This window comes from Candidatus Hydrogenedentota bacterium (assembly GCA_019637335.1).
Taxonomy (GTDB): Bacteria; Hydrogenedentota; Hydrogenedentia; order Hydrogenedentales; family JAEUWI01; genus JAEUWI01.
In genome coordinates this window covers 1-16,353 of sequence record JAHBVV010000050.1, presented here as the reverse complement: position 1 = coordinate 16,353, position 16,353 = coordinate 1, and the positions used below count along the sequence as shown (strand labels likewise).

General features: G+C 64.8%; 12 protein-coding genes. 2 read left to right on the top strand and 10 right to left on the bottom strand.

The annotated features are described in order from the left end of the window. Positions 1-187: hypothetical protein (locus KF886_26685; GenBank protein MBX3180951.1), on the top strand; the 187-nt coding region annotated here is incomplete at its 5' end. A 288-nt stretch (positions 188-475) separates the two neighbouring features. Here the strand turns inward: KF886_26685 and KF886_26680 are convergent. The 6 genes from KF886_26680 to KF886_26655 form a co-directional block, all read right to left on the bottom strand. Next, entirely contained in the window at positions 476-760 is a 285-nt protein-coding gene (locus KF886_26680) for a hypothetical protein (GenBank protein MBX3180950.1), read from the bottom strand. A gap of 25 nt (positions 761-785) precedes the next feature. Continuing rightward, positions 786-1,265 carry a PilZ domain-containing protein gene (locus tag KF886_26675; protein ID MBX3180949.1) on the bottom strand — a complete coding sequence of 160 codons (480 nt, stop codon included), beginning with the start codon at positions 1,263-1,265 and terminating at the stop codon, positions 786-788. A gap of 62 nt (positions 1,266-1,327) precedes the next feature. Continuing rightward, on the bottom strand, positions 1,328-2,338 hold the full coding sequence (gene waaF, locus KF886_26670; protein ID MBX3180948.1) for a lipopolysaccharide heptosyltransferase II: 1,011 nt from the start codon (positions 2,336-2,338) through the stop codon (positions 1,328-1,330). A 460-nt stretch (positions 2,339-2,798) separates the two neighbouring features. Then, on the bottom strand, positions 2,799-3,074 hold the full coding sequence (locus KF886_26665) for a hypothetical protein (GenBank protein MBX3180947.1): 276 nt from the start codon (positions 3,072-3,074) through the stop codon (positions 2,799-2,801). Between the two features lie 149 nt (positions 3,075-3,223). Then, on the bottom strand, positions 3,224-3,436 hold the full coding sequence (locus KF886_26660; protein ID MBX3180946.1) for a zinc ribbon domain-containing protein: 213 nt from the start codon (positions 3,434-3,436) through the stop codon (positions 3,224-3,226). A gap of 255 nt (positions 3,437-3,691) precedes the next feature. Further along, positions 3,692-5,131, bottom strand: a complete 1,440-nt coding sequence (locus KF886_26655) for a hypothetical protein (GenBank protein ID MBX3180945.1) — start codon at positions 5,129-5,131, stop codon at positions 3,692-3,694. 259 nt (positions 5,132-5,390) lie between these two features. Here KF886_26655 and KF886_26650 point away from each other — a divergent pair, with 259 nt between their 5' ends. After that, positions 5,391-7,004, top strand: coding sequence for a VWA domain-containing protein (locus tag KF886_26650; protein ID MBX3180944.1), 1,614 nt, complete (start codon positions 5,391-5,393; stop codon positions 7,002-7,004). A 158-nt stretch (positions 7,005-7,162) separates the two neighbouring features. Here the strand turns inward: KF886_26650 and KF886_26645 are convergent, their stop codons facing one another. From KF886_26645 to KF886_26630, 4 genes are all read right to left on the bottom strand, one after another. Then, positions 7,163-7,534: a hypothetical protein gene (locus tag KF886_26645; GenBank protein MBX3180943.1), complete on the bottom strand. Its 372-nt coding sequence runs from the start codon at positions 7,532-7,534 to the stop codon at positions 7,163-7,165. Positions 7,535-7,716: 182 nt separating this feature from the next. After that, entirely contained in the window at positions 7,717-11,073 is a 3,357-nt protein-coding gene (locus KF886_26640) for a UvrD-helicase domain-containing protein (GenBank protein ID MBX3180942.1), read from the bottom strand. Between the two features lie 162 nt (positions 11,074-11,235). Next, entirely contained in the window at positions 11,236-14,415 is a 3,180-nt protein-coding gene (locus KF886_26635; protein ID MBX3180941.1) for a PD-(D/E)XK nuclease family protein, read from the bottom strand. Positions 14,416-14,487: 72 nt separating this feature from the next. Beyond that, positions 14,488-16,179, bottom strand: a complete 1,692-nt coding sequence (locus KF886_26630; GenBank protein ID MBX3180940.1) for a DEAD/DEAH box helicase — start codon at positions 16,177-16,179, stop codon at positions 14,488-14,490. Between the last annotated feature and the right edge of the window lie 174 nt (positions 16,180-16,353).

Below are 16,353 nucleotides of genomic sequence, written 5' to 3'. Positions count from 1 at the left end.
TAAGCGCTTCAAGCAGATCGCCAAACTGGGGCATCTGCCCAAGCACGACGATGAAAGCGCCGAGGCATGGCTCTACGGCAAACTGTTCATCGCATTGATTACCGAAAAACTCATAAGCCATGCGGCGTCTATTTCCCCCTGGGGCTACGAAATCGTCACGCAACCGCCCCAGGAGTCGGTGGCGTGAATTTTCATACGCGTTCCATCGGGTCAGGTACGCAATCGAACCGGGCCTGTCACTGCGTGATACAATCGAGCGCTGGGGCGAGATCGCGCACGCCCTGACCGAGCGGCCGCGCAAGCGGCGCGCCCAGACCGAACAATATTTTCCATAAAACAAGTTAGCGCTTATGGGCCACCGCCCCAGGTATAGGGTTCCAATAGACGTTGAGGGCTGAAGGCCCGCTTCATAGCGCTCGTAATTTAGCGGCAATCTCAAAACTGCGCCCCCTTTTTACCGGGCGCTCGTTCCCCCTCAGAACAGCCGGTCGATGGCGTTCCCATCCTCGCGCGGCCGCGAAGGACGCGGCGCGCCGGGCTCTTCGTCCTCAAAACGGTCGCGGATCGCCTCAATCTCGTCCTTGCCGGATTGAAACTCTTCCACCGACACGCTGCCGATCACCTCGACGGTCAACTTGGTCTCTCGGCTGACAAACCGGATCCCCGTGCCCTGGGGCAACAACTCCGGCTTCTCCAGGGTCTGCCACTTCTTCGCCGGCATCCCGCCCGACCACATCGTTACGGCGTAGATCGTCTTCATATCGGAAACCTCGCTGCTGGGCCCGTCATAGGCCGCCCGTTCGGTCAAGATAGTCCAGAAACGCCTGTATCCGCGTTTGGGCGTCGGCTTCGGCGCGCGTAAAGGCCACGCCAAGCGCGAAGCCCTTCTTCTCCGGTACCCCCTTCGTCCAGCGTACCACGCCCGCCGCTCGAATCTCCTCCCCCGTCTGCAGCGTAATCGCCAGGCTCAGTTGGGTATCGATATCGAGCGCGTTCCGCGTGAACAGCTGGCACCCCTCCGCGCTCAGATCGAGCAACCGTCCCGGTATCGGATGATCCGTAACGCTCCACGCATTTCCGCCGCCGATACGCGCCCCCACCTGGACCGCAATGCGCACGCTGCACGTGTGCCGGATCGCGCGCCGCAGGCGCCGCCGCTGTTCGGCCGCGCCCCCGTCGCCGGCAGCCTGGCGAAGCTGCTGCAATTCCCCGCGCATTTCGCGGTCCGCCGCGCGCCGTATGTATTGCCTGCGTTCCTGCTCCAAGTACCATACCTCCAGAATGGGCGACCTATTGTGCCCGCGCGAACGCGGGGATACAAAAACCCTCAGGGCCGGAGAAAGCGCGCCGCCGCCGAAACCACACGCTCCACGCCAATCCCCGTCATACAACGGTGATCCGTAACACAGACCGGCTTCTGGCACGGCCCGCAGTCCACGTCAATCCGGACCACTTCCCCGCGCTCCCACGGGCTCTCCGTGTACGCCGGGCTCGTCGAACCCATAATACAGACCACCGGCTTGCCGAAGGCGATCGCAATGTGGCGCGGGCCGCTGTCGTTGCCAATCAACAGGTCGCACGCCGCGATGCTCGCCTTCAACCGGCCAATACCGCCAGAAGATGCGATCAGAGGCGTCTCCGCAGCCGCCAGTACCGCCGCGCGCGTATCCTCCTCGCCTGGACCCGTCAGCAGCACGCACTGCGCCCCGTGCGACCGGTGCAGCGCGTCCGCCACCGCCGCAAACCGCTCGGGAAGCCACCGCTTGCTCGGGCCAAACGCCGCCCCCGGGGCAATGCACACCACGGGCCGCCCCGGTTCGAGACCCGCCCGCACCGCATCCACCTCCCCGGGATCCGCGGCCAGCTCCAGTCCCGCACCGTCCCGCGTCGCGCCCGCCGCCTCCGCCACTTCCAGATATTCGAGCGCCGTATAGCGTGGCGCCGGCCGCCCCCCCTCCCGATGGCGCGGCACGGCCTCGGTCAACAGGAAGCGCCGCCCGCCCCGGTCCAACCCAACCCGCCGCCGCGCGCCCGAAAGCCACGCAAGCCACGCGGCCCGGAAGCTGTGCGGAAAGACCACCGCCAACTCGGGCGCCAGCGCCCGCAAGGCCTTGCGAAGCGCCATCGATTGCAGAACGCCCGGTCGCTCGGGAATCGAAATAAGCGCATCAACCCACGAAAACCCGTCCAAAACCGCGCAACACGACGCCTTGCCCGCCGCCGTCACCACCGCATCCGGATAGCGCCGCTTCAACGCCCGCAACGCCGGCGTGCACATCACCACATCCCCAAGCCAGTTGGGAAGAAACACAAGAATGCGGCGGGGAGAAGACAACATGCTGGACACAATTCCGGAGGGCTGCTCAGTCAGGGAACTGAAGAAAGTGTAACACAGCGCAGCCACGGCCCGCAGCCGAGCAGGAACCAAACTGTAAACCGATGTGAACGCATATAAAAAGACGTGTAGCACTTTGCAAACGAAAGTAAGGCCAGCTCTTTATCGTCATGCCGAGATACTACAACGAGCGTGCGCAAGGCTGGGAGCGCAGGCGTCCCCGCCTGCAATGCACCGGAGGTGCATGGCGTGTTTGCAAAATCGGCACAATTGATTGGGGAGACGATTGGACCCGGGCTACCACCATTAAGTAAATTCGCGCCTTCGGTGCGGTGCGGGCGGGTCAACCGCGCTCTCATTGGTTCGCCTTTCCGTCGCGACGAGGGTTTATGTCGTAGAGAGGTCAAGCCAACTTCATTCCGCCAATAGCTTACAAAAAGACGAGATGCCCACCCCCTCCACACTACCCCTCGCCGGAATCCGCCGCCCCCCCGTCGTCCTCCCCGCTGCCCCGAAGCCCCTCCAGGAACGACTCGTCCCCGATCGTTTCCTTGAAATTCTGGCGGCGCTCCGCCAGATGCTGCCGCGTCAGCGCCGAAATATCCAGAAACGCCCGGATCAAAACCACCCCGAGAAACACAAACAGCACCGAGAGCCCGAACGCAAGCCGGTAGGGGTCATCCCGCGTCTCGAAAAAACTCACCGCCAGGATCAGCACCACCGGAATCGACAAGAGCATGTAGAAACTCGCCGGACGCCGCCGATGAACGGCGCACGCGCCCCGCCATACGTGCTGGCGCAACGTGCGCACGGGTCTCGGGTGTTCCGGTGGCTGTTCCATGGCTCCCCGTCCGGGGCGCGGCCCTTCGCTTCCGAAGCCCCGCCCCGTCAGTTCATGCACCCGCCGCCCTGCATCCGGCAGCACTGCGCCGCGCCGCAACCCACCGGCTCCGGCGAGCGCGCGTCCATCGGCGAAAAACGGCTCAATTCCTTCTCAAGATCCGTCGACTCACAAGCCGGACAGGCCGGCGTCTCGCTCCCCCGCACCAGCAACTCGCTCGTCGTCCCGCAGGAAGCGCACGTAAACGCAAAAAGAGGCATCTAACGCATCCCTTCTCATCGACTACCGTCACACGCCGCAACAACCAAAACATACGCGGCCTTTACCCTTCAGTATACCACCAACCACCAAACCAACCCCAAACCCCAAACCCCAAACCCCAAACCCCAAACCCCAAACCCCAAACCCACCCTACAGCCTACAGCCTACAGCCTACAGCCTACAGCCTACAGCCTACAGCCAACTGTCAACTGTCAACTGTCAACTGTCAACTGTCAACTGTCAACTGTCAACTGTCAACTGTCAACTGTCAACTTCCGCCCCAGCAGCACCCCGAGCAACACCACGGACAGCCCGTCGGTCGTAAACCGATACCGCGCGGTCTCCAGATAGTCCAAACTGCACCCCAGAAGCGCCACATACGCGATGTTCAGCGCCAGAAACAGCACCACCGCCCGCTGCGGCGTGGAAAAGCCACGCGCCCCCGGCCGCGCCGCGCGCCACAGCCCATACCCCCACACCAGCGGCAGCCCCAGCAACAGAAAAAAATACGGCGGGCTCCCCGTCTTCTCCACAATCCGCAGCCACCCTGACAGGTCAACCGGCGACTTGCCGTAGACGGCGTAGTCGTAGAACGCAATGGCGGGGCGCATCGTGTCCTGGTTCTGCGGCGACACCGGCAGGTCGCTGCTCGACTTGAAGTAGCGGTACCAGGACTGCCCCGCCGCCACCACGAAATGCCAGGGATGATGGCGCAGCACGTACTTCGCGTCCGCGCCGTAGACGTCGCAGTTCGCGATGTAGCCGTAGTGATTGTAGTTTACGCTGCCGTTCGTTTTGTGTGTCGCCGCAAGCGCTGGGATGCCGGCAAAATGATCCGGGACCTGCTTGAAGCGATCCGGGTAGGCGTCCAGCGACGCCCAGCGGTTTACCAGCGACAAGTCGCTCAACTTCCCCGCCTCCACCAACGCCGTCTTCTCGTCCCAAGGCATGTTGCCCGCCGTCATGATCCACAGGTTCTTCTCCGCAAACGTGCAGACATTGAACTCACCGAAAACGAGGAAATTCTTGAGATAGAAGCCGAACACCAGGCAGAACGGCAGCAGCGCAACCGCCAGCACCTGCCGCCACCGTGCGCGGGAGAAAAAAAGTACGCCGCCCAGCGCCAGCAGGAAATACACCAGGTGAAACATGCTCGCAATCCCGCAGAGCACCACAACACACCCGAAATACCCCGCCAGCCAACGCGGCGCATGGCCTTCGAGATAATGCAGCAGACACAGCGCGGCCCCGCTCAGCAGCGCTGCAATGGGCATCGTATAGAGCAAGTAGTGCTCCCACAGGATGAACGATGGGCTTGCCATAAATGCCGTCGCAAGCGCCGCCGCAAGCGGCCGCCCCACCCCGAGCTTCACCTGCAACACGAACACGTTCCAATACAGCAGGAACCCGCAGGCCAGAAAGATCAGGTGAAAAACCAGCGCGCTCTCCGGCGTCACCTTCAAGATCAGACCCGTGAACAGATTCAATAGCGGCGGCTGGATATGCAGATACCACACGCTCTCCAGAAGCCGATCCCGAAGCAATTCGGCATCCAGAAAATGCATCACCTCCACCAGCGTACCCCGATCAAACCGAACGCCCGCAATGAAATACAGCGCGTGGACGGCGGCGAAGCAGGCCGCAAAGCCCACAAGCCAGCGGCGGTTCTCGATGTATTCGGCGTTCGTCTGCATGGCCAAGAGTCTCGCAGAATGAAAGCGTTCAAGCAAGTGATAGATTGGGTGTATACTGATGGGGGTGTCGGACGCTGCACAGCCTGCTGCCCGTTGCATTTTCGAGCCGGGGCCCCGCAGGGGGGACCCGCGGGCGGGCCTGCCTGTCGCCGTTCGGGAACGTTTGCCGTCCCGCGCGGATGGTAGTAGCAGGGAATCAGCGCGTGTAATCTGGGTACGGGCAGGCGCGTAGCGCCACAACTACGGATGGGCTAGAGTCATGCAGCGTCAATCCACGCATTTCGGACAACTTGCCATTGCGGCAATGACGGGCCTTCTGGCCCTTCCCCTCGTTTCGGGCTGCGCTCGGGCCCACTATCACAAAGCCACGTTCTCGCCGGTCCCTACGCCGTATCCGATGGCGGATACCGCGTTCGAAGCCGCCTACGCCCCCGAATTCAATACGGAGGCCTATGACCACCTCCAGGAGATCGGCTTCAAGCACGTGACCCGGGAGCCCCTCTCCACGTTTTCCATCGACGTGGACACGGCGTCGTATTCCAATGTGCGGCGATTCCTCAACAACGGGTCGCCGCCCCCCGCCGGCGCCGTGCGCATCGAGGAAATGCTGAATTACTTCCGGTATGACTACGCGCCGCCCGCCGATGACGCGCCCTTCGCCACCCATATGGAAGTGGCGGCGTGCCCGTGGAAACCCGATCACCTCCTCGCGCGGATTGGATTGAAGGGCAAGGAGTTTCCGCGCGAACAGCGGCCACCCGCAAATCTCGTGTTTCTCGTGGACGTTTCCGGCTCGATGAACATGCCGGACAAGCTCCCGCTGGTGCAGCGCTCGCTCCGCATGCTGGTGGAGGAGATGAACGAGCAGGACCGCATCGCCATCGCGGTCTATGCGGGGGCCTCGGGCCTCGCCCTGCCCTCCACCACCTGCGACAACAAGATGCAGATTGTGGCGGCCCTGGATGAGCTCCAGGCCGGCGGCTCGACCAATGGCGGCGAGGGCATCCAGCTCGCCTACCGCGTCGCGGGTAAAAACTTTATCCAGGACGGGATCAACCGCGTCATCCTCGCGACCGACGGCGACTTTAATGTGGGCATCACCAACCAGTCGGCATTGGTGGACCTTATCGAGGAAAAACGGGAAGAGGGCATCTTTCTGACGGTGCTCGGCTTCGGCACGGGCAACCTCAAAGACAGCACGATGGAGAAGCTGGCCAACAAGGGCAATGGCTCCTACGCCTATATCGACAGCCTGAACGAGGCCCGAAAGGTCCTGGTGGAGCAGGTCTCCGGCACGCTCCACACCATCGCGAAGGACGTCAAGATCCAGGTTGAGTTCAACCCCGAGCGCATTGCCGCCTACCGCCTCCTCGGCTACGAGAACCGCATGCTGCAGCCGGAGGACTTCAACAATGATAAGGTGGACGCGGGCGAAATCGGCGCCGGCCACACGGTGACCGCGATGTACGAGTTGGTTCCCGCCGGCGTGGAAAGCCCCGCGGCCGGCGTAGACCCCCTCCGCTACCAGGCCGCCGCGGACACCACGCCCGCGGCCGGATCGGACGAGTTGTTCCTCCTCAAACTGCGCTACAAGGCGCCCGACGACGACACGAGCAGCCTGCTTGAATTCCCCTTCGCGCGCCCGGTGTCGGCGTATGCCGAAGCCTCGAACGACTTCAGATTCGCTTCCGCCGTGGCCAGTTTCGGCATGCTCCTGCGCAATTCCGAATACAAGGGCGACACGAGCTACCGGCAGGTCCAGGCCTGGGCCGAAGAAGGCCTCGGCGACGACGAAGGCGGCTACCGCAAAGAGATGATCCAACTCGTCAAGAAGTCGGCCGACATGCAGCAGAAGGTGGCGCGCGCGGAATAGCGTACAGGATTCTGAAAGCCGGAACGGTGCACGCAGTGGCGGCAACGCCTGCTACCCGCCAACAGCGCAATCGTACATGGCCGTCCCGCCCGTTGATGCAATCCGGCCTTCCTGAATCCACGCGGGATGTACTTGACGGTGGAGGAGCGTCCCTGGTGTCATCCGCCTTCCCCGGCAAGTCGCCGGAGTGCCATTGCAAGCTGCCCCCAGCCAGACGCTTCGCACAAGTCGAGTTCAAGCAACTCGACCTCGTCTGTATCCATATTCAGACAGTGCCATTCCCCCCGCCGCTCCGCGAGATCGATCTCGAGCGATGCCTCAAAGGGAGACATGCTCCATTCCAACTGTACTCCGCCCGACTCCGTTGGATACAAGTACGGCACGGGCAGATCGTCGGCGTATCCGCGTTCGAAGGCCTCCGCGAACCAGTCAAGGCCCGATGCCGGCGGTGCGACCCCATGGCCCTCCAGCCAGCCGTCCTCCAGCAACCGAAACTCATCGAGACGTGGATGAATGCTGATCGTCTTCATGTAACGGCGCCTCCAAACGTCAACTCGAACATCTGCCAATGATCTGTCTACACTGTAACACATGGGATGGGCATACGCCTCTCTCACCCCCCTCCACCACAAGCCCCCCCGGTGTGCCACGGTCAAGGCCAAACGGCCTTGCCCGTGCCATTCCAGCGGCAGCCCGATGCGCACCTGAAGCCTCACCCCTTCAGCACAGCCTCCGCATCGCTCAATACCGCATCCACCCGCGCCGCGGCCAGTTCCACCTCCACCAGACGCCCGGAATCCACATACACCAGCATCCCCCGCGCCGGCGTCACACCGGTCAGCTGGCGCACGGCGGCTGCGTACAGGAGCAACTGCTTCTCGTAGCGCGCGCTCGTGGCCGGCTTCACCTTGCCGGTCTTGTAGTCGATAATCGTGCCATCCCGCAGCAGCAGATCGATCGTGCCATTGACAATCACGCCGCCGATGCGCAGGCTGAACGGCGCTTCGCGCAGAAGACCGGTCTCGCCCGCGAGGCGCTCGCGCAGTGGCGTCCCATCGAATCCATCGCGGATGCGCTCCAGGTCCGCCCGGAGTTGTTCGCGGCGCCCCAATCCCAGCCGCGCCGACCGCACCAACTCCGGAATATCCGGCGGCTGCCCGCCCGCGAAATCCCACAATTCAAACATACGGTGCACCAGCGTCCCCCGGTCCATCGCATACGCCGGATCGTGATCCGATCCGACGCCCGCCCCGTCCAGGCCCTCCGCCTCGACGCCATCGTCGCCGCCCTCCTCCCCAAACAGCCGGTGCAGCAACTGCGTGATCGACATGGCCGAGGGCGCGCGGCCCGGCAGCGCAACCGGCGCCGCGCGGCGCAAGATCCCGTCGATATCAATCTCCGCGCTCTCGGAAGCGGCCTGTTTCGCGCGCGGCGCCGCCTCCAGCCCCCGGATCACCCGCGCGGTCCACGTCTTTCCGCCGAAGGTCTCGCCGTCGGCCTTGTCGCTCACCCCGTAGATTGCGTCAAACGTGTGCCACCACGTGCCCACGCGCGCGTTCGGCTTCCCGCAGACGTAGATCAGGTCCCGCGCACGCGTCAGCGCCACATACAGCACCCGCGCCCCCTCCGCGCCCTCCTCCTCCTTGATGCGCCGTTTGATGCACTGCCCCAATGGCGTATCCGCGCGGTCAACCTCCTCGCCCGCGGGACGCAGCGCCAGGCCAAGCTTCCGGTGGAGATGCAGTGCGCCCGCGTTGCTCCCCCGGGGCGGGCCCGCCGCGTCGGGAATAAACACCACCGGGAATTCGAGCCCCTTGGACTTGTGGATCGTCATCAGCGTGACCGCGCCCGCGCCATCCGGCTGCAGTCCCGCCTCGCCCTCACGGATGTCGCGCGTGCGGACATCGTCGAGGTAGCTCACAAATGCGCGCAGGCCCAGGTTGCCGCGGCCCGCCTGCTCCCGCGCGACCGCCGCCAGCTTCCGTACATTCGAGGCCTTCTGCAGGCCCAGGAACTGCCCCAGAAGTATGGGCTCGATCCCGGTCTCGATGATCGTGCGGTCCACCAGGTCCGAGAGCGGGCCGTCCAGCCCGGCGCACAGCCGCGCGTAGATCGAACGCGCGCGATCGAGGCGCTCCGGATGCGCCAGCCCCTCGGGAAGCGCATCGCCGATCAGCGCCTCGGCCAGCGCGCCGTGGTTGCAGATCCGCACGATGTCATCGTCCGGCAGCGCCACAATCGGCCCCCGCAGGTAAGCCAGAAGCGCCGGCTCGTTCCACGGATCGGCCAGCACCTTCAACACATTAATGACGTCCACCACCTCCTGGCGCTCGTAGAAACCCGCGCCCGCCACGACCACATACGGTATCCCCGCCTTGCGCAGCGCCTCCTCGTACAGCCCGATGCTCGTCGTCTTCCGGAATAGCAGGGCGATATCCCCATATGACGCGGGCCGCGCCGCGCCCGTGCGCTCATCGTGCACGATCGCCTCCGCGCCGCCCCCGCACAGCCGCGCGATCTCCCCCGCAATCTGGCCGGCCTCCGCCGCGCGGTATTCCTCCATCGCCCACTTCTTCGGATCCACATCCGCCGGCGCCGCGCTCACCACAAACCCCACGCGCGCCTGCGCGTCCGCCGGGCGCTGCACCGCCATCGGGCGGTAACGCTCCACGGCGCAAAGCAGGTTGGATTCCTCGAAGAAGTCATTCGCGAAATCGAGCACGCCGGGAAGCGACCGGAAGTTCCGGTCCAATCCCACCAGCTCCTCGGCCTCTTCGCGCTCGCCCCGGAATATCTCCACCTCCGCGCCGCGAAAGTAGTAGATTGACTGCTTCGGATCGCCCACGATAAACAGCGCGGGACCGGGCGATTCCCCATGCAGCAGCCGCGCAATCTCCAGCTGCTGTCCGTCGGTATCCTGAAATTCGTCCAGCAGCAGGTACTTGATCCGCCCCGCCGTCCGCGAGCGAAGCCCCTCGTTCTCCCGGAGCACCCGCAGCGCCAGCAGAATGAGATCGTCGAAATCGAGCTGGCTCGCCGCGCGCTTGGCGGACTCAAACGCCCCGTTCACCTTCGCGTCGACCTCCAGCAGGTCGAAGGTGAGCTGCGCGGAAAGCGACAGCAGATCCAGATCAATTTCCTTCAGTTCAATGGCGGTTTCGATGAACTTCTTGACCTTGGTCAGGTCCTTACCCAGCGCGTCGAAGGCGTCCCGGTCTGGCCACCGCTTCCCATTGGCGCGGCCCGGAGGCTTCTCAAGAATCAGGGCCAGCGCCGCCTCGGCTTCATCCCGGGGCACGTCCCGCTGCAACGCCGCCAGGCCCTCCAGCATGTTCAGCCGCCACAACTCCCGGTTCTCCTCCGGGTCGTCGCAGATGCCCTCGTACCGCAACAGTGCATGCTGGAGCGCGATGGCGGAAGCGTTCTTGCCCAGCTCGCGCACAAAGCGCGCCTGCTCCGCCTCCGCGGCCGCCGCCCACGTCGCCCGGAGCGCCTCCGGCGACTCCAGCCCGCCGGCGCGCCGGATACGATCCACCACCCCCCGCGCCATCAGCAGCTCGTGACACAGCCCGTGAAGCTGGTGAAGCGAAAACTCCGACGCCAGCCGGAGCGCCCCCGGATCCTCCCGGTCGATGAGCCCGTGAAGCACCTCGTCGATACAACGCTCCATCATGATCGCGTTCTCGGCGTCCGATATCATGGCGAAATCCGGATCCAGCCCGAGAAACAGCGCGTTGTCCCGCAGGATCCGCGAACAGAATGCGTGGATCGTCGTGATCTGCGCCGTGTCCACGCGCCGCTCCAGGTCCCGCCAGAAGCTGAACGCCGCCGGGTCATCGCGCGGAGCCGCCTGACGGAACGCCTTCCGGAGCCGCTCCTTCATTTCCAGCGCCGCCTTCTCCGTAAACGTAATCGCCACCACCTCCTCCAGCGACGCGCGCCCCTGGCGCAACAAATGCGCAACCCGATCCACAAGCACCCGGGTCTTCCCCGAGCCCGCACCGGCATCCACACAAAGATACCGCGCCTCGGATTCTATGGCCTGTTGTTGTTCTCGCGTGTAGTTCATGGCGGAGTTGGTGGTTACAGGTTATAGGTTATCGGTTGATGGTTGGAGTCACAGTTCGTGGATGGTGGGCGGATGGACCGATGAGAGCTATAGGAACCGTAGGACCCATCGGGCGGATCCGTCCACTCTGTCCAACGCGTCCACTCTGTCAACTCTATACACTCAACCGACATCGCTCTCCTCCTCATCGGGCAAGGATACGCCCTGTTTCCGCGCGATCCGCGCTTCCTCGTGGCGGCAGGCGCGCGCGTGGCCGCAGCCATAACACGACTTCCCCGCGCGGATGGGCGGAAAGTAGCCCTCCCGTATATGCTCTACCGCGCTGCTGATGGCGGCGTCCATGTTCGCCTTGCGGTCGGGCCAGCCCCGGTCCGACCGGTCGACGCCCAGCGCCTCCTGCCGCTTGTTGCGACCCACCGCGAGATACCGCGCCTCGACACACGCGTGATCCGGAAGCAGGAGCCGCTCCACCGCCTCCGCGTATACCGAAAGCTGGATGTTGTTCCCCAACACGATGTCCCGCGCGGCGGGCGGCTGCCCCGACTTATAGTCGATGATCCGCGCGCGATCGCCGTCACAGTCGATCCGGTCGATCTTCCCGGTAAAGCGCACCGGCCCCGCCGCGGTTTCCATCACGAAACTCGCGCGCGTGTTGGGCGGCGGCCCCTCGTCACGGCAGGCCCGCCCGAAGGCCGTCTCGAAATACATCGGCTTCCACGCCGCCTCCTCCTCCAGCGCATACTCCGCCCGGATATAGCGCCGGAGGCACGCGCGCGCAAAGCACTTCTCCGCCGCCACCGCCGCGCGCGGGGCCGCCGAGGCGCTCCAACGCTCGGGCGTAAAGGATTCCTCCAGCGCCTCGTCCATCGCCGCCAGCGCCTCGGCCAGGCCAATATCCCGGATATGCCGCCCCGCAAAGCGCCCATGGAACCGCTCCAGCACATCATGCAGCAGGCTGCCGTGCTCCAGCGGCGTCACCGATCCATCCGGCGGTTCGGTGTCGTCCAGTTGCAGGATGCGCTGGGTGTAGAAGCTGAACGGGCACGACAGGTACGTCTCAAGCTGGGCCACGCTGAACTCGTGTTGAACGCCGTAGTGCTTCGCCATCGCGCCCGCCAGTTCCGCATCCCGAAGCACCGCGTCGTAGGCGCCGAAGTCGGCCTCCGAATGCCGCTCCGCCTCCACCGCGACACCCGCCTGGCAGGGCGCGCATTCGTCCGCAAACGCAGCCGCAAGCGCGGGCGTGTCGTACAGCGCCCGGCAGGCCGCGTCGTGCGCGGACGCGATGTCCTCGGACTCGGGCAGGAAACTGTCCGCCCGCGGATACGGCGCCACCACCCCGGCGGACTCCGGAAACAGCTCGCGCACATCGGTGAGGAAGGGGCTCGGCCCCGACTCGCGCCCCGAATCCTGCGCCAGCGGCCACGAGAGCGTCAGCGTGTGCACCGCGCATTCCAGTACATGTCCGAAAAGCATGCGCTGGCGCGCGTGGTGGTCCTGGTTTGTCTCCAGCGGGATCCCCACCGCCAAGAGCCGCTCGCGATCATGCTCGGGGTACACCGCGTTGGTCGCCGGGGCCGCCGGGGCCTGGCCCTCCATCAGGCCCGCGACAAACACATGCGCAAAACGCCGGTTTCGCGCCCCGTCCGCGTGCAGCACGTTGACCCCGCCGGGCTCCCCGGGCGCCGCGCACGTAAGCTCTTCCATCCCCCGCGCGAACCGGGCGCAGAAGTCCTCGCGCGAACACGCCGCATCCCCGCCCTCGTCCGCGAGCAATTCCAGCAGCCCGCGGATGCCCGCCGCCGCGGCCGCCTCCAACGGCGCCGTGTCCGCGGGAACTGAGAACGCGTCGATCAAGCCGTCAATGGCCGCCGCATGCTCCAGCGCGCTCCCTTCAGCGGGCAGGCGGTCGGGCAGGAACCGCAGCCGCTCCAGCGCGCGCAATACCGCGTCGATCTCCGCAACCGCATCCGGACGCCGGTGAAGCAAGGTCCGCGCGTCCTGGCTCTCGTTGCGCCGGGCCTGTTCCCGCAGCCGCGTCAGCCGGAACACGGTGTCGTCGTAGCCCCGGAGCACCTGCGCCCGCCGAAAATAGAAGGGAACCGCGCCCGCCGTGTCGCCCGCCCCCTCGGTTTCCGCCCAGAGCAGCCCGCGCAGGCACGGCGCCATCAACAGCTCGATCACGGCTTCCCGCCCCCATTCGCCCAGCCCCGGCGTAATCCCCAGGATAGCCCGGCCCGTCGCCGTCTGGGAGAGCGGTCGGTCCTCCTGGATCTGGCAGGGTATCCCGAAGCGGTCAAAGGTCCCCCGCACCGCGGCCGCAACGCCCTCGACGCTCCAGTAAATCACCGCAATGTCGCCCGGAGTCGCCCCCTCGTCCACGATAAGGCGCTTGATCCGGCGCGCGATGGTTTCAATCTCGTGAATCGCGTCGCTGCACGGCACAATCGCCAGATTCGCGCGAAGTCCCTCCGGAAGCCGCGGTTCGTCACGCCAGAAAACGTGGCGCGCCGCAAACTCCGCGTAGGTTCGCGGTTCCGGGGCCGCGCAAACGATCACCTCGCCGTCAAACCGCTCCTGGATCTGGCGCAGCGTGTTCAGCGGCAGCGCGTAGCGGTCCTGCCGGTCCGGCGCGCTGTCCAGATTCAGCCCGATCGTCCCATGCGCCACATGGCCCAAAAGCGATTCCAGCAGGCGAAACTCGGACGGCGTAAAGTCGTCGAAGCCGTCCAGCAGCAGGGTATCCACGCCCTCCAGCAGGCGCGGACGCGACGCCCGCGCCACGAGATCCGCCCGCCAGTACAGCCCCGCCACGTCGTACAGGTTACTGGAAAGCAGCGCCTCCTGATAGAGCCGGTACAGCGCCGCCACCCCCTCGTCCAGGGGAGACTGCCACGTTGCCGAGGCGATCCGCGTGGCGAACTCCTCCGGTTCTATAGCCGCTTGTTTGATCGCATTGATCGCCGCGATCAGGTGCCGCAGGAGCCCCGGCGTCGGTTCAATATCCGCCAGTTTCGTCTCCGGCATCGTTTTGCGAAGTGCCTCCAGACACCGCGCCATGATCAGCGTGCGCTGGTACGTCGACTCCAGCCGCGACACCACCACCCCCTCCCGATCAAGCAGCGCGTACGCAAAATCCGTCAGCGACCACACCGGCATCCCCCAGGCCCCCGGACACCCCGGAACCGACAGCAAACGTTCCCGCCGCTGCCGCGCCTGCATCCGCGAAGGAACCAGCAACCGCGCCCGATCGCCGGCCTCGCGAAGCAATTCATCGATCCGCGACGCCCGATCGCTGCCGCTCGGTCCCGTCACAATCTGGATTAGCCGCCGTCCCGCCATGCAACCTCCCTGCCGAACCCGTAGTCCCTGCTGTCCCTGCTGTCCTAAAGCCTAAAGCCTACAGCCTACAGCCTAACCATCAACTGTCAACTGCTCCTCCGTCCGGATCTCATACCGATACCCCTGCTCCGTCAGAAACAGCTGCCGCTTCACCGAATAATCCTGGTCGCACGTATCCCGCGACACCAGCGAGTAGAACCGCGCCACCACATTCTCGTCGCTCTTCGGCCGCAGGATACGACCCAGCCGCTGCGCCTCCTCCTGGCGGCTGCCGAAGGTCCCCGACACCTGGATCGCCACATTCGCGTCGGGCAGGTCGATCGCGAAATTGGCCACTTTCGAGACGATCAGCAGCTTCACCTCGCCCGTGCGAAACGCCTGATACAGTTTTTCCCGCTCGCCATTCGGCGTCTTGCCCGTAATAATGGGCGCGTCAAACTCCTTCGACAACTCCTTGAGCTGGTCCAGATACTGCCCGATGATCAGCACGTTGTCGTCTGCATGGCGCTTGATCAGCAACTCGCACATCCGGATCTTCTCCGGGTTGCACGACGCGATCCGGAACTTCGTCCGCTTCGGCGAGATCGCGTAGTTGTACCGCTCATGCTCCGGCAGGCGAATGCGGATCTCCGTGCAGATCGCCGTCGCGATCCAGCCCTGCTTCTCCAGCACCTTCCACGGCACGTCATACTTCTTCGGCCCGATCAGGCTGAAGACATCATCCTCGCGCGCATCCTCCCGCACCAGCGTCGCCGTCAGGCCCAGGCGGCGGCGGGCCTGCAACGAGGCCGTCGCGCGGAACACCGGCGCCGGCAACAGGTGCACCTCGTCGTAGATCACCAGGCCCCACTGCCCCTTGTCGAACAGATCGAAATGGAGAAACGGGCCGTCCTTGCTCTTCCGGTACGTCAGCACCTGGTACGTCGCCAGCGTCACCGGTTTGATCGTCTTGGTCTCGCCGCTGTACTCGCCAATCTCGTCTTCCGTCAGCGTGGTCTTGTCGATCAGTTCGCTCTTCCACTGCCGGAGCGCCACCGTGTTCGTCGTCAGGATAAGCGTGTGCGTCTTCACCGTCGCCAGCGTGCCGATCGCCACCACCGTCTTCCCCGCGCCGCACGGCAACACCACCACCCCGCTCCCGCCCCGGTTCGAACCGCCCGCGTAGAACGCATCCACGGACTCCCGCTGGTACTTGCGCAGGTCAAACGAACGCCCGGAGAGGCAGGCCTCCCGCAATTCCACGTCGAGCGGCGCGCCATCCGCGTAGCCCGCCAGATCCTCCACCGGAAAGCCCAGCTTCGTCAGCGCGCACTTCACGTTGCCCCGATCCGCCGGCTTCACGAAGATGCGCTTCATGTCCGGCGATCCCGTCACATACGGCTGCACCGATTTCTGGTTGAGGATTTCCATGATCAGCAGGGAATCCTCGGATTCGATCACCAGCTGCTCGGTGTCCGGCTCCTTGTACAGCTTCAGCCGCCCGTAGCGCCCGATCTGTTCCTCCACCTCCGCCGTGATGTTCTGCGGAATGTCATATTTGCTGTACGCGTCCAGCCCCTCCAGCACGTCCCGCGCCGACATCCCCGCCGCCGCCGCGTTCCACAGCGAAAGCGGCGTGATCTGGTACGTGTGAATGTGCTCCGGCGACTTAACGAGCTCCGCGAACGCCGCCAGGCAGTCCCGGGCCTCCGCAAACGCGGGCCCATCGGTCTCGAGCAGGATGGATCGGTCGGATTGAACAATAACGGGCTTGTGGTCGGTCATAGCGCGGAAGTCTAACACAAAACCGGGCCAATTACACCCGCCGCGGCCACGCGGAAGCCGGAAATCGCCATGTTCCCCCAACCCTCGCCAACGCGCCGAAGGCGCCAGGATCGCGAACATTCCGCGGCAAGACAAGCCACAAGACCCAAAGCGTCCTTCTCCCTTCTCCCTTCT

What these genes read in the sequence shown, in the direction of transcription:
- waaF (MBX3180948.1), bottom strand. Translation starts at nt 2,338, where the DNA reads ATGTTGTCTTCTCCCCGCCGCATTCTTGTGTTTCTTCCCAACTGGCTT.
- KF886_26650 (MBX3180944.1), top strand. Translation starts at nt 5,391, where the DNA reads ATGCAGCGTCAATCCACGCATTTCGGACAACTTGCCATTGCGGCAATG.
- KF886_26630 (MBX3180940.1), bottom strand. Translation starts at nt 16,179, where the DNA reads ATGACCGACCACAAGCCCGTTATTGTTCAATCCGACCGATCCATCCTG.
- KF886_26640 (MBX3180942.1), bottom strand. Translation starts at nt 11,073, where the DNA reads ATGAACTACACGCGAGAACAACAACAGGCCATAGAATCCGAGGCGCGG.
- KF886_26665 (MBX3180947.1), bottom strand. Translation starts at nt 3,074, where the DNA reads ATGCTCTTGTCGATTCCGGTGGTGCTGATCCTGGCGGTGAGTTTTTTC.
- KF886_26645 (MBX3180943.1), bottom strand. Translation starts at nt 7,534, where the DNA reads ATGAAGACGATCAGCATTCATCCACGTCTCGATGAGTTTCGGTTGCTG.
- KF886_26660 (MBX3180946.1), bottom strand. Translation starts at nt 3,436, where the DNA reads ATGCCTCTTTTTGCGTTTACGTGCGCTTCCTGCGGGACGACGAGCGAG.
- KF886_26680 (MBX3180950.1), bottom strand. Translation starts at nt 760, where the DNA reads ATGAAGACGATCTACGCCGTAACGATGTGGTCGGGCGGGATGCCGGCG.
- KF886_26655 (MBX3180945.1), bottom strand. Translation starts at nt 5,131, where the DNA reads ATGCAGACGAACGCCGAATACATCGAGAACCGCCGCTGGCTTGTGGGC.
- KF886_26635 (MBX3180941.1), bottom strand. Translation starts at nt 14,415, where the DNA reads ATGGCGGGACGGCGGCTAATCCAGATTGTGACGGGACCGAGCGGCAGC.